This is a genomic window from Microbacterium oxydans (genome assembly GCF_000956405.1).
Classification (GTDB): domain Bacteria; phylum Actinomycetota; class Actinomycetes; order Actinomycetales; family Microbacteriaceae; genus Microbacterium; species Microbacterium oxydans_C.
Map to the genome: position 1 here is coordinate 1 of NZ_JYIV01000018.1, position 14,214 is coordinate 14,214.

Genomic DNA, 14,214 nt, shown 5'->3' on the forward strand with positions numbered 1-14,214 from the left:
TGAGACCGTGGGCTGGCTCGCCGCGGCCTTCGAACCGCGACGCCTGACCGTCGGCATCCACCGCGACGACGCTCCCGAACGCCAGGCGGACGGTGCGCTGCTCGTCGCGCCCGAGCGCGTCCCGGCGTGGAGCCGTCTCACCGCCGATCCCGCACCGCTGCTCGGCTTGCCGTCCTTCGCGCAGCGCGATGACGCGGCCACGGAGCTGCGGCGACGCGAGCGGATCTTCGCCTCCGCGCAGGAGCGCTACTACGAGCGTCCTCCGCAGATCGAACGCGGATGGCGGCACCATCTGATCGATACGACAGGGCGCACCTACATCGACATGGTGAACAACGTCGCCGGTCTCGGTCACGCGCATCCGAAGGTCGCGGAGGCAGCCGACCGCCAGCTGCGCACGCTGGCCACGAACTCGCGTTTCCTGTTCCGCGATCTCGCGGAGTACAGCGAACGGCTGCTCGCCCTGATGCCGGAAGGCAGCGGACTCGACACCGTGCTGCTGGTCAACAGCGGCTCGGAAGCGGTCGATCTCGCGATCCGCCTGGCCCAGGCCGCCACCGCGCGTCGTACGGTGGTCGCGCTGCGTGAGGCCTACCACGGCTGGACCGCGGCGAGTGATGCGGTCACGACCAGCGCCTACGACAACCCCTCCGCCCTCGAGACACGGCCCGACTGGGTGCACGTCGCCGATGTGCCCAACCGCTTCCGCGGCACGTATCGAGGTGCGGATGTCACGGGCGACTACCTCGCCGACCTCGGGACCGATCTCGACCGGCTGCAGAGCGAGGGGCGGGAGGTCGCGGCGTTCCTGTGCGAGTCGATCCTCGGCAACGCGGGCGGTGTGGTGCTCCCCGAGGGCTACCTGGCCGGCGCCTATGCGCAGGTCAGGGCGGCGGGCGGGCTGTGCATCGCCGACGAGGTGCAGGTCGGCTTCGGGCGGATGGGGTCCGCCTTCTGGGGATTCGAGCTCGCGGGTGTCGTGCCCGACATCGTCACGATCGCGAAGCCCATGGGCAACGGCTACCCGATCGGCGGTGTGATCACCTCGAGGCGCATCGCCGACGCGCTGTCGACGCAGGGGCAGTTCTTCTCGTCCGCAGGCGGGAGCTCGCTCAGCTGCCGCGTCGGGCTCGCGGTGCTCGACGCCATGGTCGAGGACGACCTGCAGCGCAACGCGGCCGTGATCGGCGCCCGCCTCGCCGGGGGACTCCGCAGCCTGGTGGACCGCCATCCGCTGGTGGCCGTCGTGCACGGGGAGGGCCTGTACCTCGGCGTCGAGCTCGTGCGAGACCGCGACACGATGGAGTCCGCTGCCGCCGAGGCCGCGGCGATCTGCGAACGGATGCGCGAGCTCGGCGTGATCGTGCTGACCACCTCGGAGAGGTCCAACGTCCTGAAGATCAAGCCGCCGCTGTGCCTCACCGCGGAGAGCGCCGATCATGTCGTCGCGATGCTGGACCGGGTGCTCGCCGAAGGATGGTGACAACGGGGCGGACCTTCGAATCTCGCCGTCGGTCCGATTGTTAAAAGCGCATTTCGAACCGAATTCGCCGTAGCGCTGATGATTCCCTCCGGTCCATACTGTTCCTCAGCGTCGGACGACCCGAAGTCCGACCCATGCGCTGTCCCCCGAGGAGTACCCATGGCCACGAAGACGAAGCCGCTCGCGCAAGGCGGAGGGACGCTGAAGAGGAATCTGGGGCTGTGGGCGATCGTCGGCCTCGGCCTCGGATACATGACGCCGACCGTCGTGTTCGACACCTTCGGCATGGTCGCCCGTGACACCGACAACGTCGTCCCCGCGGCCTACCTCGTCGCACTGGTCGTCATGGTCTTCACCGCGATCAGCTACGGCAAGATCTCCAGCGCGATCCCGAGCGCCGGATCCGCGTACACCTACGTGCGCGAGTCGATCCACCCGAACCTCGGATTCATGGTCGGCTGGACGTCGCTCATCGACTACGTGCTGCTGCCGATGGTGAACTGTCTGATCATCCGCAGCTATCTCGAGGCACTGTTCCCCGACATCCCCGGCTGGATCTGGGTCGTGCTGTACTGCATCCTCGTCACGAGCATCATCTACCTCACGATGCGCGGCACCTCGAACATGAACATGATCCTGCTGGTGTTCTCGATCGTGGTGATGGCCGTGTTCGTGGTGATGGTCGTCGCGCAGCTGGTCCGCGGAGACGGCGCAGGGACGGTCGCATCCATGACGCCGTTCTTCCACGACGGCGCCACGATGGGTGCCGTGCTGATGGGCGCGACGATCGTGTGCTTCTCGTTCATCGGCTTCGACGCCGTCACGATGTACGCGGAGGAGGCGAAGGACCCGAAGATCATGCCGAAGGCGATCCTGCTGACGGTGCTGCTGGGCGGGGCGATCTTCCTGATCTCGGGCTACCTGACGCAGCTGCGTTTCCCCGACTGGAACGAGTTCGCGCCCGGCGGCGACATGCAGTTCGTCGAGGACTCGACGCTGCCGGTCATCGGCAACCTGGTCGGCGGGCCCGTGCTCATGGCCGTGCTGACCGCTGCCGGCTTCTGCGCGACCCTGGCCTCCGGTCTCGCCTCGCACGCATCGGTGTCGCGCATGCTGCTGGTGATGGGCCGCAACAACGTGCTGCCGCAGCGGGCGTTCGGCTACATCAACCCCCGCACCCACACTCCGACGTTCAACATCGTGCTGGTGGGTGCCATCTCGCTGCTCGCGATCCCCTTCACGCTCGAGCTGATCGCCGCGTGGATCAACTTCGGCGCGCTGATCGCCTTCACGTTCGTCAACATCTCGGTGATCGCCTGGTTCGCGATCCGCCAGGGTCGCCGCAAGACTCCGGGCGACATCTTCAGCTTCATCGTGATGCCGGGCATCGGCATGCTGCTGACAGGCCTGCTGTGGGCGAACCTGCACGAGGACGCGCTGCGCGGTGGCCTGGTGTGGACCGCGATCGGGGTGGTCTACCTCGCGATCATCACCAAGGGCTTCCGCAAGAAGGTCGTCGCGTTCGATGAGAACCAGGCGGTGACCGGATACAACAAGGTCGTCAAGGAGCCTGCCGCCACGGTGCCGGCCGACGAGAGCTGACCAGTACCCACGAGAAGAGCCGCCTCCCGGAAAGGAGGCGGCTCGTCTCGTGAGTCAATGGCGGATCAGATGACGCCCTGCGCCAGCATCGCCGCGGCGACGCGCTCGAAGCCGGCGATGTTGGCTCCGGCCACGTAGTCGCCGGGGACGCCGTGACGCTCGGCGGCATCGAAGGCGGCCCCGTGGATGTCGGCCATGATCTCGCGCAGCTTGTTCTCGCTGTCGCCGAAGCTCCAGCGCTGACGCGAGGCGTTCTGGCTCATCTCCAGCGCGGAGGTGGCGACACCGCCGGCGTTCGCGGCCTTGCCAGGGGCGAACAGCACGCCCGCCTTCTGGAAGGCCTCGACGGCCTCGGGCACACACGGCATGTTCGCGCCTTCGGACACGGCGCGCACGCCGTTGGCGATCAGGGCCTCCGCGTCGGCGAGGCTCACCTCGTTCTGCGTGGCGGACGGCACCGCGATGTCGACCGGCACCTCCCACACGCTGCCGCCTTCCACGAAACGGGCGCTCGGGCGCCGGTTCGCGTACTCGACGATGCGGGCGCGCTCGACCTCTTTGATCTGGCGCAGCAGGTCGAGGTCGATGCCCTCGTCGTCGACGACGTAGCCGGAGGAGTCGGACGCCGTGACCGCGGTCGCGCCGAGCTGGGCGGCCTTCTGGATTGCGTAGATCGCCACGTTGCCGGAGCCCGAGATGCCGACGCGCTTGCCGTCGAGGGAGTCGCCGTGCACGCCGAGCATCTCCTGCGCGAAGAACACCGCGCCGTAGCCGGTGGCCTCGGTGCGCACCTCTGCGCCTCCCCAGCCGGTGCCCTTGCCGGTGAACATGCCGGACTCGTGGCGGTTGGTGACCTTGCGGTACTGGCCGAAGAGGTAGCCGATCTCGCGGCCGCCGACGCCGATGTCACCCGCGGGGACGTCGGTGTGCTCGCCGAGGTGCCGGTAGAGCTCGTTCATGAACGACTGGCAGAACCGCATGACCTCGGCGTCGGACTTGCCGTGCGGGTCGAAGTCCGAGCCGCCCTTGCCGCCGCCGATGCCCTGGCCGGTGAGCGCGTTCTTGAAGATCTGCTCGAAGCCGAGGAACTTGATGATCGACAGGTTCACCGAGGGGTGGAACCGCAGCCCACCCTTATACGGCCCGAGCACGGAGGAGAACTGGATGCGGTAGCCGCGGTTGACGTTGAGCTTCCCGGCATCGTCGATCCACGGCACGCGGAAGAGGATCTGGCGTTCGGGCTCGACGAGACGCTCGAGGATCCCGCCGTCGACGTACTCCGGGTGGCGCTCCAGCACGGGTGCGATCGAGTGCAGCACCTCGTGGACGGCCTGGTGGAACTCCGGCTCGTGCGGGCTGCGCGTGAGCACCGTGTCGAAGACGGGCTGCACGGAGTCGGCGAGCGGATGGAAGTCGGCGGAAGACGTAGCGGTCACGCGGGAGGGCTTTCTGGTGGGGGATGGGGGTGCGGGCGATCGTGTCGCACGCGAAAGCAGGGCCGGGTGAGGCGGAGGTTTCACTCTAGCGTCGGCGACAGCGGCCTCCGTGCACCCGTCGGGAGGGCTCGGGGTCACCCCGTGTTCTGCAGGCCGGCGGCGACACCGCTGACGGAGAGGAGCAGCAGCCGCTGCTGCTCCTCATCGGCTCCGGAGCCGGTCGGGCCGTGATCTGCGGAACGCAGCGCGCGGAGGGCTCGCAGCTGCAGGAGGGACAGCGCGTCGACGTAGGGGCTGCGCAGCTGCACGGCACGCTGCAGCACCGGCTTGTTCTCGAGCAGACCGGTGCCGCCCGTGAGACGGACGACCCAACGTCGCGTGAGGGCGAGCTCGTCCAGCACCAGCTGGGCCAGGTCGTCACGGTCGCCCAAGGCGAGGTACTGGCGGGCGATGCGCTCGTCGGTCTTGGCGAGACTCATCGCGACGTTGTCGATCATGGTGCGCAGCAGCGGCCATTCACGGTATGCCTCGACGAGAAGCTCTTCATCGCCCACGGCCTCCAGGGCAGAGCCGAGGCCGAACCAGCCGGCGAGGTTGATCCTGGCCTGCGTCCATGCGAACACCCACGGGATGGCTCGGAGGTCTTCGAGCGACTCGACCGACAACCCGCGGCGTGCGGGGCGGGAGCCGAGCGCGAGCAGACCGATCTCCTCCATGGGGGTCACGGTGGCGAACCACGACGCGAAACCCTCCGCCTTGACCAGCGAGAAGAAGCGCTCACGAGAGGCGGCATCCATGGTCGAGGCGACCTCGGCATAGCGCTCGGCCGCACGACTGGTGCGCTCCTCCTCGGTGGGGGACGATGCCAGCAGGGTGGCCGCGGCGACCTGGTCGATGTGCCGCATCGCGATCGCGGGCTCGCCGTAGCGCGCGAAGATGACCTCGCCCTGCTCCGTGAGCTTGAACCGGCCGTCGACCGAGTGCGGGGGCTGCGCCAGGATGGCCGAGTTGGCCGGGCCGCCACCGCGACCGAGCGCCCCGCCACGACCGTGGAAGAGCGTCAGCTCGATGTCGTTGTCCTGCGCCCAGCGGGCGATCTTCTCCTGCGCCTCGTACAGCGCCAGGTTCGCGGCCACGGGCCCCACGTCCTTCGACGAGTCCGAGTAGCCGAGCATGACCTCGAGCCGGTTGCCGGTCGCGGCCATGCGCTCGCGGAACTCCGGGAAGGTCACGGCCTCGGCCAGGATGCCGGGGGCGGCTTGCAGGTCGGCGAAGGTCTCGAACAGCGGTACGACGTCGAGCACCGGCGCGTCGTCGCCCAGCGCGTACCGGGCGAGGCGGTGCACATTCGCGAGGTCGGAGGCCGCCTGGGTGAACGAGACCACGTACCGCCCTGCGGCACGCAGGCCTCGGTCGCGCTGGATGTCCGCGATCGCGCGGAACACGTCGAGCACCTCTTCGGTCTGTGCGCTGACTGCGTTGCCCGCATCGAGCTCCGCGAGAGCCTTCGCGTGCACCTGGGAGTGCTGACGCACCTCGAGCTCGGTCAGGTGGAAGCCATAGGTCTCGACCTGCCAGATCAGGTGCTGCACACCTCCGAATGCGTGGCGCTTCGCACCGGCATCCGCGAGCGACGCCTGCACCGCCCGCAGATCGGCGAGCAGCTCCTCAGGGCGCGAGTAGGGCTGTCCGTCATCTCCGCGGCGCGTGTCGGCGACGCGGCGTGCGAGCACCAGCAGCACGCGACGGTGCGGTTCGTCGGGGGAGCGGGTGGCGAGTTCGGCCGCCAGTTGGGGCTCCGTCTCGGCGAAGCGTTCCCACAGCGCGGTGACCTCCGCACTGGGCGGGGTGTCGTCGGCGGCGAGCGTGAGGGTGCGCCCGATGCGCTCCAGGGCACGCTCCAGACCACGGAGCACATGATCCGCGGCGATCTGCGAGGCCTCACGCGTGACGGACGCCGTGACGAACGGGTTGCCGTCGCGGTCACCGCCCACCCACGAGCCGATGCGCACGAACGCGGGAACGACCGGGGCGCTGGAACCGGAGTCCTCTCCGCGGAGGGCGTCGTCGATGCGGCGGTACACGTGCGGCACGGTCGTGAAGAGCGTCTCGTCGAAGACGCCCATCACGGTGCGCACCTCATCGGTCGGAGTCGGCTTCTGCGAACGCAGCGGGGCCGTGCGCCAGAGCGTGTCGATCTCCTCCAGCATCCGCCGACGGGCACGGTGCTCCTCCGAACCGCCTTCGCTCGCCGCATCGTGCTGTGTGAGCAGGTCGGACAGGCGCCGAATGCTCGACGACACCGCGCGGCGGCGGGCCTCGGTCGGGTGCGCGGTGAAGACCGGGTGGAAGCGGAGTCCTTCCAGTCGCCGCCGAGCCTCGTCGTCGCCCACCTCGGTGCGCAGGCGCGCGTAGGCGGTCGCGACGGTGTCGGCGGCATCCTCGCGCCCCGGCTGTCCGGCACGCTCACGCAGCACGCGCACGCGCTGGTGCTCCTCGGCGAGGTTCACGAGGTGGAAGTAGCAGGTGAAGGCACGGGCGACCTCATCGGCACGGGCGACCGTGAACGACTCGGCGATGGCCGCGGCGCGCTCGAACGCATCCGAGGTCTCATCCTCATAGGCCTGGATCGTGGCGAGGCGCAGACGCTCGACGTCGTCGAACAGGTCGTCGCCACCGGCCTCGCGCAGCACCTGCCCGAGCAGCTGGCCCAGCATGCGGACATCGGTGCGCATGGCATCGGGGATGCCCTGGCCTGCCTCGAATCGGCCGATCACGCGGATGGCCTCGGTGTTCGTGGGTTCGGAGAAGGAGTGTGCGGGGGTCACCCCTCGAGAGTATCCCGCGTGCGAGGGGTCGCCCGCACGCATGACGAAGCACTCCGTCACGCACCGTCGCTGCGCCGTCCAAGGCTGTCCGGCACGTGCGCGACCTACGATGGACGGGATGCGCATCTCAGCGAACCCCCTCCGCGGACAGCAGTTCCCCGCCGTCCTCCTCCTTCTCGCGGCCGGGCTCGGCCTGCTGCTCGCCAACCTCCCGACGCACGATGCGCTCGCCGCCTTCCTCGACCTCCACATCGCCGTGCCCGGCACCGCCCTCGACCTGTCGATCGCGCACTGGGTATCGGACGGCCTCCTGGCGGTGTTCTTCCTCGTCGTGGCCATCGAGCTGCGCCACGAGCTGACCCACGGCGAGCTCGACTCCCCGCGCAAAGCCGTGCAGCCCGCCATCGCCGCCACCGGAGGAGTCCTCGTCCCCATCGCGGTCTACCTCCTCATCGCCGGCGGAGACGGCGTCACGGCACCCGGCTGGCCCATCCCGACCGCGACCGACATCGCCTTCGCGCTCGGGGTCCTGGCGATGTTCGGCAAGGGACTGCCCTCCCGGGTACGCGTCTTCCTGCTCGCGCTGGCGATCCTCGACGACATCATCGGGATCATCTTCATCGCCGTGCTCTTCGCCGTCGACGTGCAGTGGCTGCTGTTCGGGCTCGCGGTCGTGGGCGTTGCGGTGTTCTGGGCGCTGAGCCGACTCCTGCACGCGAAGGGCCACCCGCTGATCGCCGTCGCCATGGTCCTGGTCGGCGTGATCACCTGGGGCCTGGTCGCCTCCTCCGGCATCCACGCGACGATCGCCGGCGTGCTGCTCGGACTCGTGATGGCACCCGTCCCCGCAGAGCGCACGCGACACGCGCTCGAGCCGACCGTGAACGGGGCGATCCTGCCGCTGTTCGCCTTCGTCGCCGCGTTCGTCGTGATCCCCGCCGTCTCGATCACCCAGCTGTCCCCGGCGTTCTGGGCGATCGTGGTCGCGCTGCCGGTGGGCAAGATCATCGGCATCTCGCTGTTCGGCTGGCTCGCGATGCGCATCCGCCCGAAGGGATCCGATCCGGCGCTGCCGTTCGCCGACATCCTCTCTGCCGGCGCTCTCGGCGGGATCGGATTCACGGTGTCCCTGTTGTTGGCGAACCTCGCCTTCGCGGAGGACGGCGGCATCAGGGATCAGGCGATCCTGGGTGTGCTGGTGGGTTCGCTGATCGCGCTGGTGCTGTCGGGGATCATCGTGTCGCTGCGTGCGCGCTGGTACCGCCGGCTCGCGTCATGAGGAGGAGGAACCATGAGCGATGAGTCCGAGGCCCGGCCGCAGGACGACGCGCTGCGACGGGCCGCCGAGACGATGCGAGTGGTCAGGGAGCGCTGCGTGTGGTCGCAGCAGATCACGCATCGCGATCTCGTGCCCTACCTGATCGAGGAGTCGCATGAGGTGATCGACGCGGTCGAGGCGGGAAGCCGCGACGACCTTCGTGAGGAACTGGGGGATCTGCTCTGGCAGGTGCTGTTCCACGCGGCGATCGCCGCGCAGGACCCGGATGATCCGTTCGACATCGACGATGTGGCGCAGACTCTCACGGAGAAGATGGTGCGTCGGCACCCGCATGTGTTCGCCGGCGAGGTGGCAGACACTCCTGAGCAGGTGCTGGTGCACTGGAACGCCGCGAAGGCCGCCGAGAAGCGCACCCGCCGCAGCGTGCTCGACGGAGTGCCGCGCGGGATGCCGGCGCTCGCGCTCGCGCAGAAGATCGCCGGTCGCGCGTCCGGCGCAGGGGTGGCGGTCGAGCCGGTCGCGCCCGCTGCCGCCCCCGCGTCCGAGTCAGAGCTCGGCGACGCGCTCCTGGCACTGGTGGCGACCGCCCGCGACGAGGGGTGGGACGCCGAGCGGGCGCTCCGCGAGCGGCTGCGTGTGCTGGAAGACGAGGTGCGCGCCGCTGAAGCGGCACGCTGACCCCGGTCGGCGCTTCGGCACGACCGACCCGGCTCGACGCAACCGGCAGACCTGGAATGATGGAACCGTGGCTACCGTGAACCCGCCGCGCGGCATGCGCGACATCCTCCCCGCCGACAAGGCCCGCCGTGAGCGTGTGCTCTCCGTGATCCGCGAGCGCTACCTGGCGCATGGATTCGACGAGATCGAGACGCCCGTCGTCGAGGAGTACGACCGTCTGCATGCCGGCATCGGCGGCGACAACGAGAAGCTCTCGTACAACATCCTGCGTCGTGGCCTGGATGCCGACGCGATCCGCGCCGCCGCCGACGACCCTGCCGCGCTCTCCGACCTCGGCCTCCGCTACGACCTGACCGTGCCGCTCGCGCGCTTCTACGCGAGCAACCGCGGCCAGTTGCCGACCGTCTTCCGGTCGATCCAGATCGGTCCGGTCTGGCGTGCGGAGCGCCCGCAGAAGGGGCGCTACCGCCAGTTCGTGCAGTGCGACATCGACATCATGGGCGACGACTCCGCTCGCGCCGAAGCCGAGCTGATGGTCGCCTCGCTCGACGCCGTCGACGCGCTCGGCCTCGACGGGGCGACCGTGCGCATCAACGACCGCCGGGTGCTGGAGTGGATGCTCGACAGCTTCGGGTTCACGGCCGAGGAACGTCCCGGTGTGCTCATCACGATCGACAAGCTCGACAAGATCGGCCCGGAGGGAGTGGCGACCGAGCTCCGTGAGCGCAGCGCATCGATCGCAGCCGCCGACGCGTTCGACGCGTTCCTCCGCCGCCCGCAGACTCTGGAGTACAACCCCTTCGGCGAGCGGCAGATCCGCAAGGCGCTGCCCGACGGCGCTCCCGCCGAGCTCGTCGAGCACTTGGTCGGCATCGGTGAGGCCGTGGCCGCGGGGCGGGGGCAAGCCGACATCCCGCTCGTCTTCGACCCGTTCCTCGTGCGCGGCATGGGCTACTACACGGGCACGATCTTCGAGCTCGCGCACCCTTCGGTCAGCTACTCCCTCGGCGGCGGCGGTCGCTACGACGGCATGATCGGCCGCTTCCTCGGGCAGCAGGTGCCCGCGGTGGGCTTCTCGCTCGGATTCGAGCGCCTCGTCGACCTGATCGCCGAGGAGACGGACGTCACGACGAACGCGGTCGTACTGATCCACGACGCCGACGTTCCAGTGCACGAGCTCGTCACGCACAAGGCCGCACTCATCGCGGACGGCGCCAGGGTCCGACTCGAGCGCCGCACCAAGAATGTCAAGGCGCTGCTCGAACGTTCCGCGGCCGACGGTTACACCTCATTCGCGACCGTGTCCGCCGGTGCGGCCGAGCTGGAGCTCAAGCCCCTGTCCTGAGCCCCGTCCGTCCGGCTCGCCGTCGAGGACAGCGGCCGGGCCGACGGGTGTTCACACCGCGTTCACGCCGACGGAGTGCAATCGTGGCGTGAGTCGCATCGGCATCTCGTTCCTCGCCCGCATCGCCCTGGCGGGAGCCGCTCTGGCCGTCGTCCTCGGGGCCGTCCGTGTCGTGCTGGCGCAGCAGGCCGCGCTCGCCCGTCGGCGGATCGGCAAGCCGCTGGGGGAGGAGTCGCTCGACGCGGATCGCGTGTGGCGTCGGTCGCTCGACGGAGAGCCTCTCGAGCTGCTCGTGCTCGGCGACTCGATCGCGGCGGGGCTCGGCGCCGAGCACCGCAAGGAGACCCTCGGTGGTGGTCTGGCGAAGGCGACGGGACGCCGACTGCAGCGGCCGGTGCGGCTGCGGACGGCGGCCGTCGTCGGGTCGGAGTCTCCCGACCTGCCGAGCCAGATCGACGCGCTCGCCGAGGGATACCGTCCGCACGTCGCCGTGATCATCGTGGGGGGCAACGACGTGACGCACAGGCTGCCAGCAGCGTTGTCCGCGCAGCATCTGCACGAGGCGATCCGCAGGTTGCGCGGCATGGGCGCCGAGGTGGTCGTCGGCACGTGCCCCGACCTGGGTGCGCTCCGCGCCGTGCCGCAGCCGCTCCGGCGGATCGCCTCCGGTCTGTCGCGACGCCTGGCCGAGATCCAGGAGGAGACCGCGCGCCAGGCCGGCGCCGAACCGGTCGATCTGCGTCGCGCGGTGGGGCCGATGTTCTTCGACGAGCCCGAGGCGATGTTCAGCCTCGACCGCTTCCACCCGAGCGCCCTGGGCTACCGTCGCACGGCCGAGGCGCTGCTTCCGGCGGTGTGCCGCGCGGCGGAGCGATCGCTCAGCGTGACTCGTCTGCGGGTGCCGCGCTGAACGACGCCGCCCACTCCGCGACCCGCCGGCTGCTCTCCTCGTCGGAGATGTCCTCGACACGTGTCATCACCGACCACCGCACCCCGAACGGATCACGGATGCTGGCGAAGCGATCACCCGAGACGAAGGGAGCAGGAGCTTCGCGCACAGTCGCTCCCGCCGCGACCGCCTTCTCGACGACCGCATCCACGTCGGACACGTACAGGCCCATCGAGTAGCAGTCGTCATCCCCGTCGGGGGAGCGCACGAGGTGGTACTCCGGGTTCGGCTCGCCGAGCTGGAGCAGCCCGAGGCCGAAGTCGAGGTCGGCGTGCGCCACGACGCCGCCGAACTCGGTCACGTCGATGACCCTGGCCCCGAAGACGTCGCGGTAGAAAGCGATGGCCTGCTTCGCGTCGGGGATGGCGAGGAAGGGGGTGAGCGAGGTGGCGCTGTTCGGGCGGCCGTTCGTCGTGTAGGTCCCGTTCGCGCCGGTCGTGGGGGTGTGCGTCGTGGTGTCGTCTGTGCTCATGACGCCACGGTAGGACCGGAGGCGAGGCGGCCGCTTGAAGATCCGCGACAGGTTCTGACGTCGGAGCCGGGGCCTACGCTGGGCCGATGGTGAACCCGACCCGCGGGGTGCTCTACCCCGCCCGCCTTCCGCAGTTCCACCGGCTGCCGCCACCGTCCGCAGCCGCGGGACTGGTCGAGTGGTTCTGGATCCCGGAGTGGGACATCGGACCGGGGCGCTCCTCACGGCAGGAGATCGTGGCCTATCCTGCGCTCAACCTCGTCGTGGATGCGGATGCGGTGACGCTGTCGGGCGCGACCACCCGGGTGTCGCACCGCGATCTGCGGGGGCGCGGGTGGGCCGTCGGCGCGCTGCTGCGTCCAGCAGCGGTCGCCGCGCTGATCGACGATCCGGCGTCCCTGGTCGACGACGAGCGCGAACTCGACGAGGGGAGCGGTGCCGGCGCGCTGCGCGATGCCGTCGTGTCGGCGATGAGCTCGGGTGAGGGGCGACGCGAGCGAGCGGTCGAGGCGTTCTCTCAGTGGCTCGAAGATCGTGCGGGGCAGATCGGCGACCCGGCACGCCAGGCCAACGCGTTCATGGACGTCCTGATGGGCGATGGCGCCGCGCTCACCCCCGAGGAGGCCGCCACGAGATTGGCCGTCTCGGTGCGCACCCTGCAGCGGATGACCCACCGTCACGTGGGGCTCTCACCCGCTGCGATGATCCGACGTCGGCGGCTGCAGGAGGCGGCGCAGTGGGTGCGGGAGAACCCGGAGACCGACCTGGCCTCGATCGCCGCCGAGCTCGGCTACGCGGATCACGCGCATCTCACGCGCGACTTCCAGGCGGTGCTCGGCATCGCGCCGCGCACGTACCGCTCCCAGGCGCGCGGCTGACCCCGCCGCGTCGAGGTCAGGGTTGTGCCGGGTTCAGGCTCTTTCGAGCCGCAGCCGCAGCAGCCGGTATCCGACCCCGAGGAGGACGACGCCCGTGCCGATCAGTGAGGCGAGCACGGGAAGAGTGTTCACCAGCACCAGGCAGCCGAGCGCTCCGAGCACCTGCAGCACCCGTGGGTACCGACGCGCGGGACCGGTCTGACGGAACGCGGCGGCGTTCGCGATCAGGTAATACAGCAGCACGCCGAACGAGGAGAAGCCGATGGCGCCGCGCAGGTCGGCGATGAGGACGATCGCGACCACGATGAGCGCGATGGCGATCTCCGCGCGCTGCGGAACGTGATGGCGCCGATCGATCTTCGCGAGGAATCGAGGGACGTCGCCCTCGCGAGCCATGGCCAGGGTCGTACGACCGATCCCGGTGAGCAGAGCCAGCAGGGCGCCGAGGGACGCGGCGGCTGCCGCGATGCGGATCACGGGCGCCCAGGCCGATGCCCCGGCCGCCACCAGCAGATCGACCAGAGGGGCCGTCGAGCCGATCACCCCGGCGCCGAGCACCAGGACGACGGCGAGCCCCACCAGCACGTACACGGCGACCGCGCCGCCCAGGGCCAGCACGATGGCACGGGGAATCGTGCGTCCAGGGTCGACGACCTCCTCACCCATGGTCGCGATCCGCGCGTAGCCGGCGAACGCGAAGAACAGCAGGCCGGCCCCCTGCAGCACCCCGTAGGCCGTGGCATCGGGCAGGGGCACCGGGGTGGCCGCAGGAGCTGCAGCGAATCCGAAGCCCACGACGATCGCGAGACCGAGCAGCGAGCACACCACGAGCACACGGGTGACCAGGGCGGTGCGCGTCACCCCGAAGCAGTTCACGACGGCGAGCAGCACGACGGCTGCGACCGCCACGGGCAGCTGCCACCCGGCCGGTGCCGCGTAGGCGGCGAACGTCATCGCCATCGCCGCACAGCTCGCGATCTTGCCGATCACGAAGCTCCATCCGGCGATGAAGCCCCACCAGGGGCCGATCTCCGCGCGGGCGTACGCATAGGTGCCACCTGCAACAGGGTGGGCTGCGGCGAGCTGCGCCGATGAGGTGGCGTTGGCGTACGCGACGACCGCGGCGATCGCGAGGGCGATGAGGATGCCGCTGCCGGCGACGCCGATCGCGGGGGCCCACACGGCGAACACACCGGCACCGATCATCGAGCCGAGGCCGATGGCGACCGCGTCTCCGAGGGTCAGGCGACGGGCGAGGGGCATC

11 protein-coding genes are annotated in these 14,214 nt (G+C 69.9%); 7 read left to right on the plus strand and 4 right to left on the minus strand.

The genetic code is table 11. The annotated features are described in order from the left end of the window. Both RN51_RS03690 and RN51_RS03695 read left to right on the plus strand, forming a co-directional pair. The coding region (locus RN51_RS03690) for an aminotransferase class III-fold pyridoxal phosphate-dependent enzyme (RefSeq protein ID WP_156149080.1) at nt 1-1,483 on the plus strand (1,483 nt) is incomplete at its 5' end. Between the two features lie 159 nt (nt 1,484-1,642). Continuing rightward, a complete protein-coding gene (locus tag RN51_RS03695) occupies nt 1,643-3,085 on the plus strand; it encodes an APC family permease (protein WP_231579204.1) in 1,443 nt (480 codons plus the stop codon). A gap of 65 nt (nt 3,086-3,150) precedes the next feature. Here RN51_RS03695 and gdhA read toward each other — a convergent pair whose 3' ends face one another. Together gdhA and RN51_RS03705 are read right to left on the minus strand one after the other, a co-directional pair. Next, nucleotides 3,151-4,521: an NADP-specific glutamate dehydrogenase gene (gene gdhA, locus RN51_RS03700; RefSeq protein WP_045262702.1), complete on the minus strand. Its 1,371-nt coding sequence runs from the start codon at nt 4,519-4,521 to the stop codon at nt 3,151-3,153. Nucleotides 4,522-4,655: 134 nt separating this feature from the next. Next, nucleotides 4,656-7,349, minus strand: coding sequence for a phosphoenolpyruvate carboxylase (locus RN51_RS03705; RefSeq protein ID WP_045262802.1), 2,694 nt, complete (start codon nt 7,347-7,349; stop codon nt 4,656-4,658). A gap of 118 nt (nt 7,350-7,467) precedes the next feature. On the opposite strand from RN51_RS03705, the gene nhaA reads away from it, so the two are divergent. From nhaA to RN51_RS03725, 4 genes are all read left to right on the plus strand, one after another. Next, the gene (nhaA, locus tag RN51_RS03710; RefSeq protein ID WP_045262703.1) at nt 7,468-8,628 is read left to right on the plus strand and encodes a Na+/H+ antiporter NhaA; all 1,161 of its coding nucleotides are present in this window, start codon (nt 7,468-7,470) and stop codon (nt 8,626-8,628) included. A gap of 12 nt (nt 8,629-8,640) precedes the next feature. Continuing rightward, complete coding sequence (locus RN51_RS03715) at nt 8,641-9,306, plus strand: MazG family protein (protein ID WP_045262704.1); 666 nt, start codon at nt 8,641-8,643, stop codon at nt 9,304-9,306. A 94-nt stretch (nt 9,307-9,400) separates the two neighbouring features. After that, complete coding sequence (gene hisS, locus RN51_RS03720; RefSeq protein ID WP_045262705.1) at nt 9,401-10,651, plus strand: histidine--tRNA ligase; 1,251 nt, start codon at nt 9,401-9,403, stop codon at nt 10,649-10,651. 88 nt (nt 10,652-10,739) lie between these two features. Then, entirely contained in the window at nt 10,740-11,561 is an 822-nt protein-coding gene (locus tag RN51_RS03725; protein ID WP_331454178.1) for an SGNH/GDSL hydrolase family protein, read from the plus strand. On the opposite strand, the gene RN51_RS03730 is transcribed toward RN51_RS03725, so the two are convergent. Then, a complete protein-coding gene (locus RN51_RS03730) occupies nt 11,530-12,072 on the minus strand; it encodes a VOC family protein (protein ID WP_045262706.1) in 543 nt (180 codons plus the stop codon). The genes RN51_RS03725 and RN51_RS03730 overlap by 32 nt on opposite strands. A gap of 86 nt (nt 12,073-12,158) precedes the next feature. Here RN51_RS03730 and RN51_RS03735 point away from each other — a divergent pair, with 86 nt between their 5' ends. Next, the gene (locus tag RN51_RS03735) at nt 12,159-12,950 is read left to right on the plus strand and encodes a helix-turn-helix domain-containing protein (RefSeq protein WP_045262707.1); all 792 of its coding nucleotides are present in this window, start codon (nt 12,159-12,161) and stop codon (nt 12,948-12,950) included. A gap of 33 nt (nt 12,951-12,983) precedes the next feature. On the opposite strand, the gene RN51_RS03740 is transcribed toward RN51_RS03735, so the two are convergent. Next, nucleotides 12,984-14,213: an APC family permease gene (locus tag RN51_RS03740; RefSeq protein ID WP_045262708.1), complete on the minus strand. Its 1,230-nt coding sequence runs from the start codon at nt 14,211-14,213 to the stop codon at nt 12,984-12,986. Between the last annotated feature and the right edge of the window lies 1 nt (nt 14,214).

Bases quoted from the DNA above. Each gene is read 5' to 3' on its own strand.
- RN51_RS03695 (WP_231579204.1), top strand. From the start codon at position 1,643: ATGGCCACGAAGACGAAGCCGCTCGCGCAAGGCGGAGGGACGCTGAAG.
- nhaA (WP_045262703.1), top strand. From the start codon at position 7,468: ATGCGCATCTCAGCGAACCCCCTCCGCGGACAGCAGTTCCCCGCCGTC.
- RN51_RS03715 (WP_045262704.1), top strand. From the start codon at position 8,641: ATGAGCGATGAGTCCGAGGCCCGGCCGCAGGACGACGCGCTGCGACGG.
- hisS (WP_045262705.1), top strand. From the start codon at position 9,401: ATGCGCGACATCCTCCCCGCCGACAAGGCCCGCCGTGAGCGTGTGCTC.
- RN51_RS03730 (WP_045262706.1), bottom strand. From the start codon at position 12,072: ATGAGCACAGACGACACCACGACGCACACCCCCACGACCGGCGCGAAC.
- RN51_RS03735 (WP_045262707.1), top strand. From the start codon at position 12,159: ATGGTGAACCCGACCCGCGGGGTGCTCTACCCCGCCCGCCTTCCGCAG.
- RN51_RS03740 (WP_045262708.1), bottom strand. From the start codon at position 14,213: ATGCCCCTCGCCCGTCGCCTGACCCTCGGAGACGCGGTCGCCATCGGC.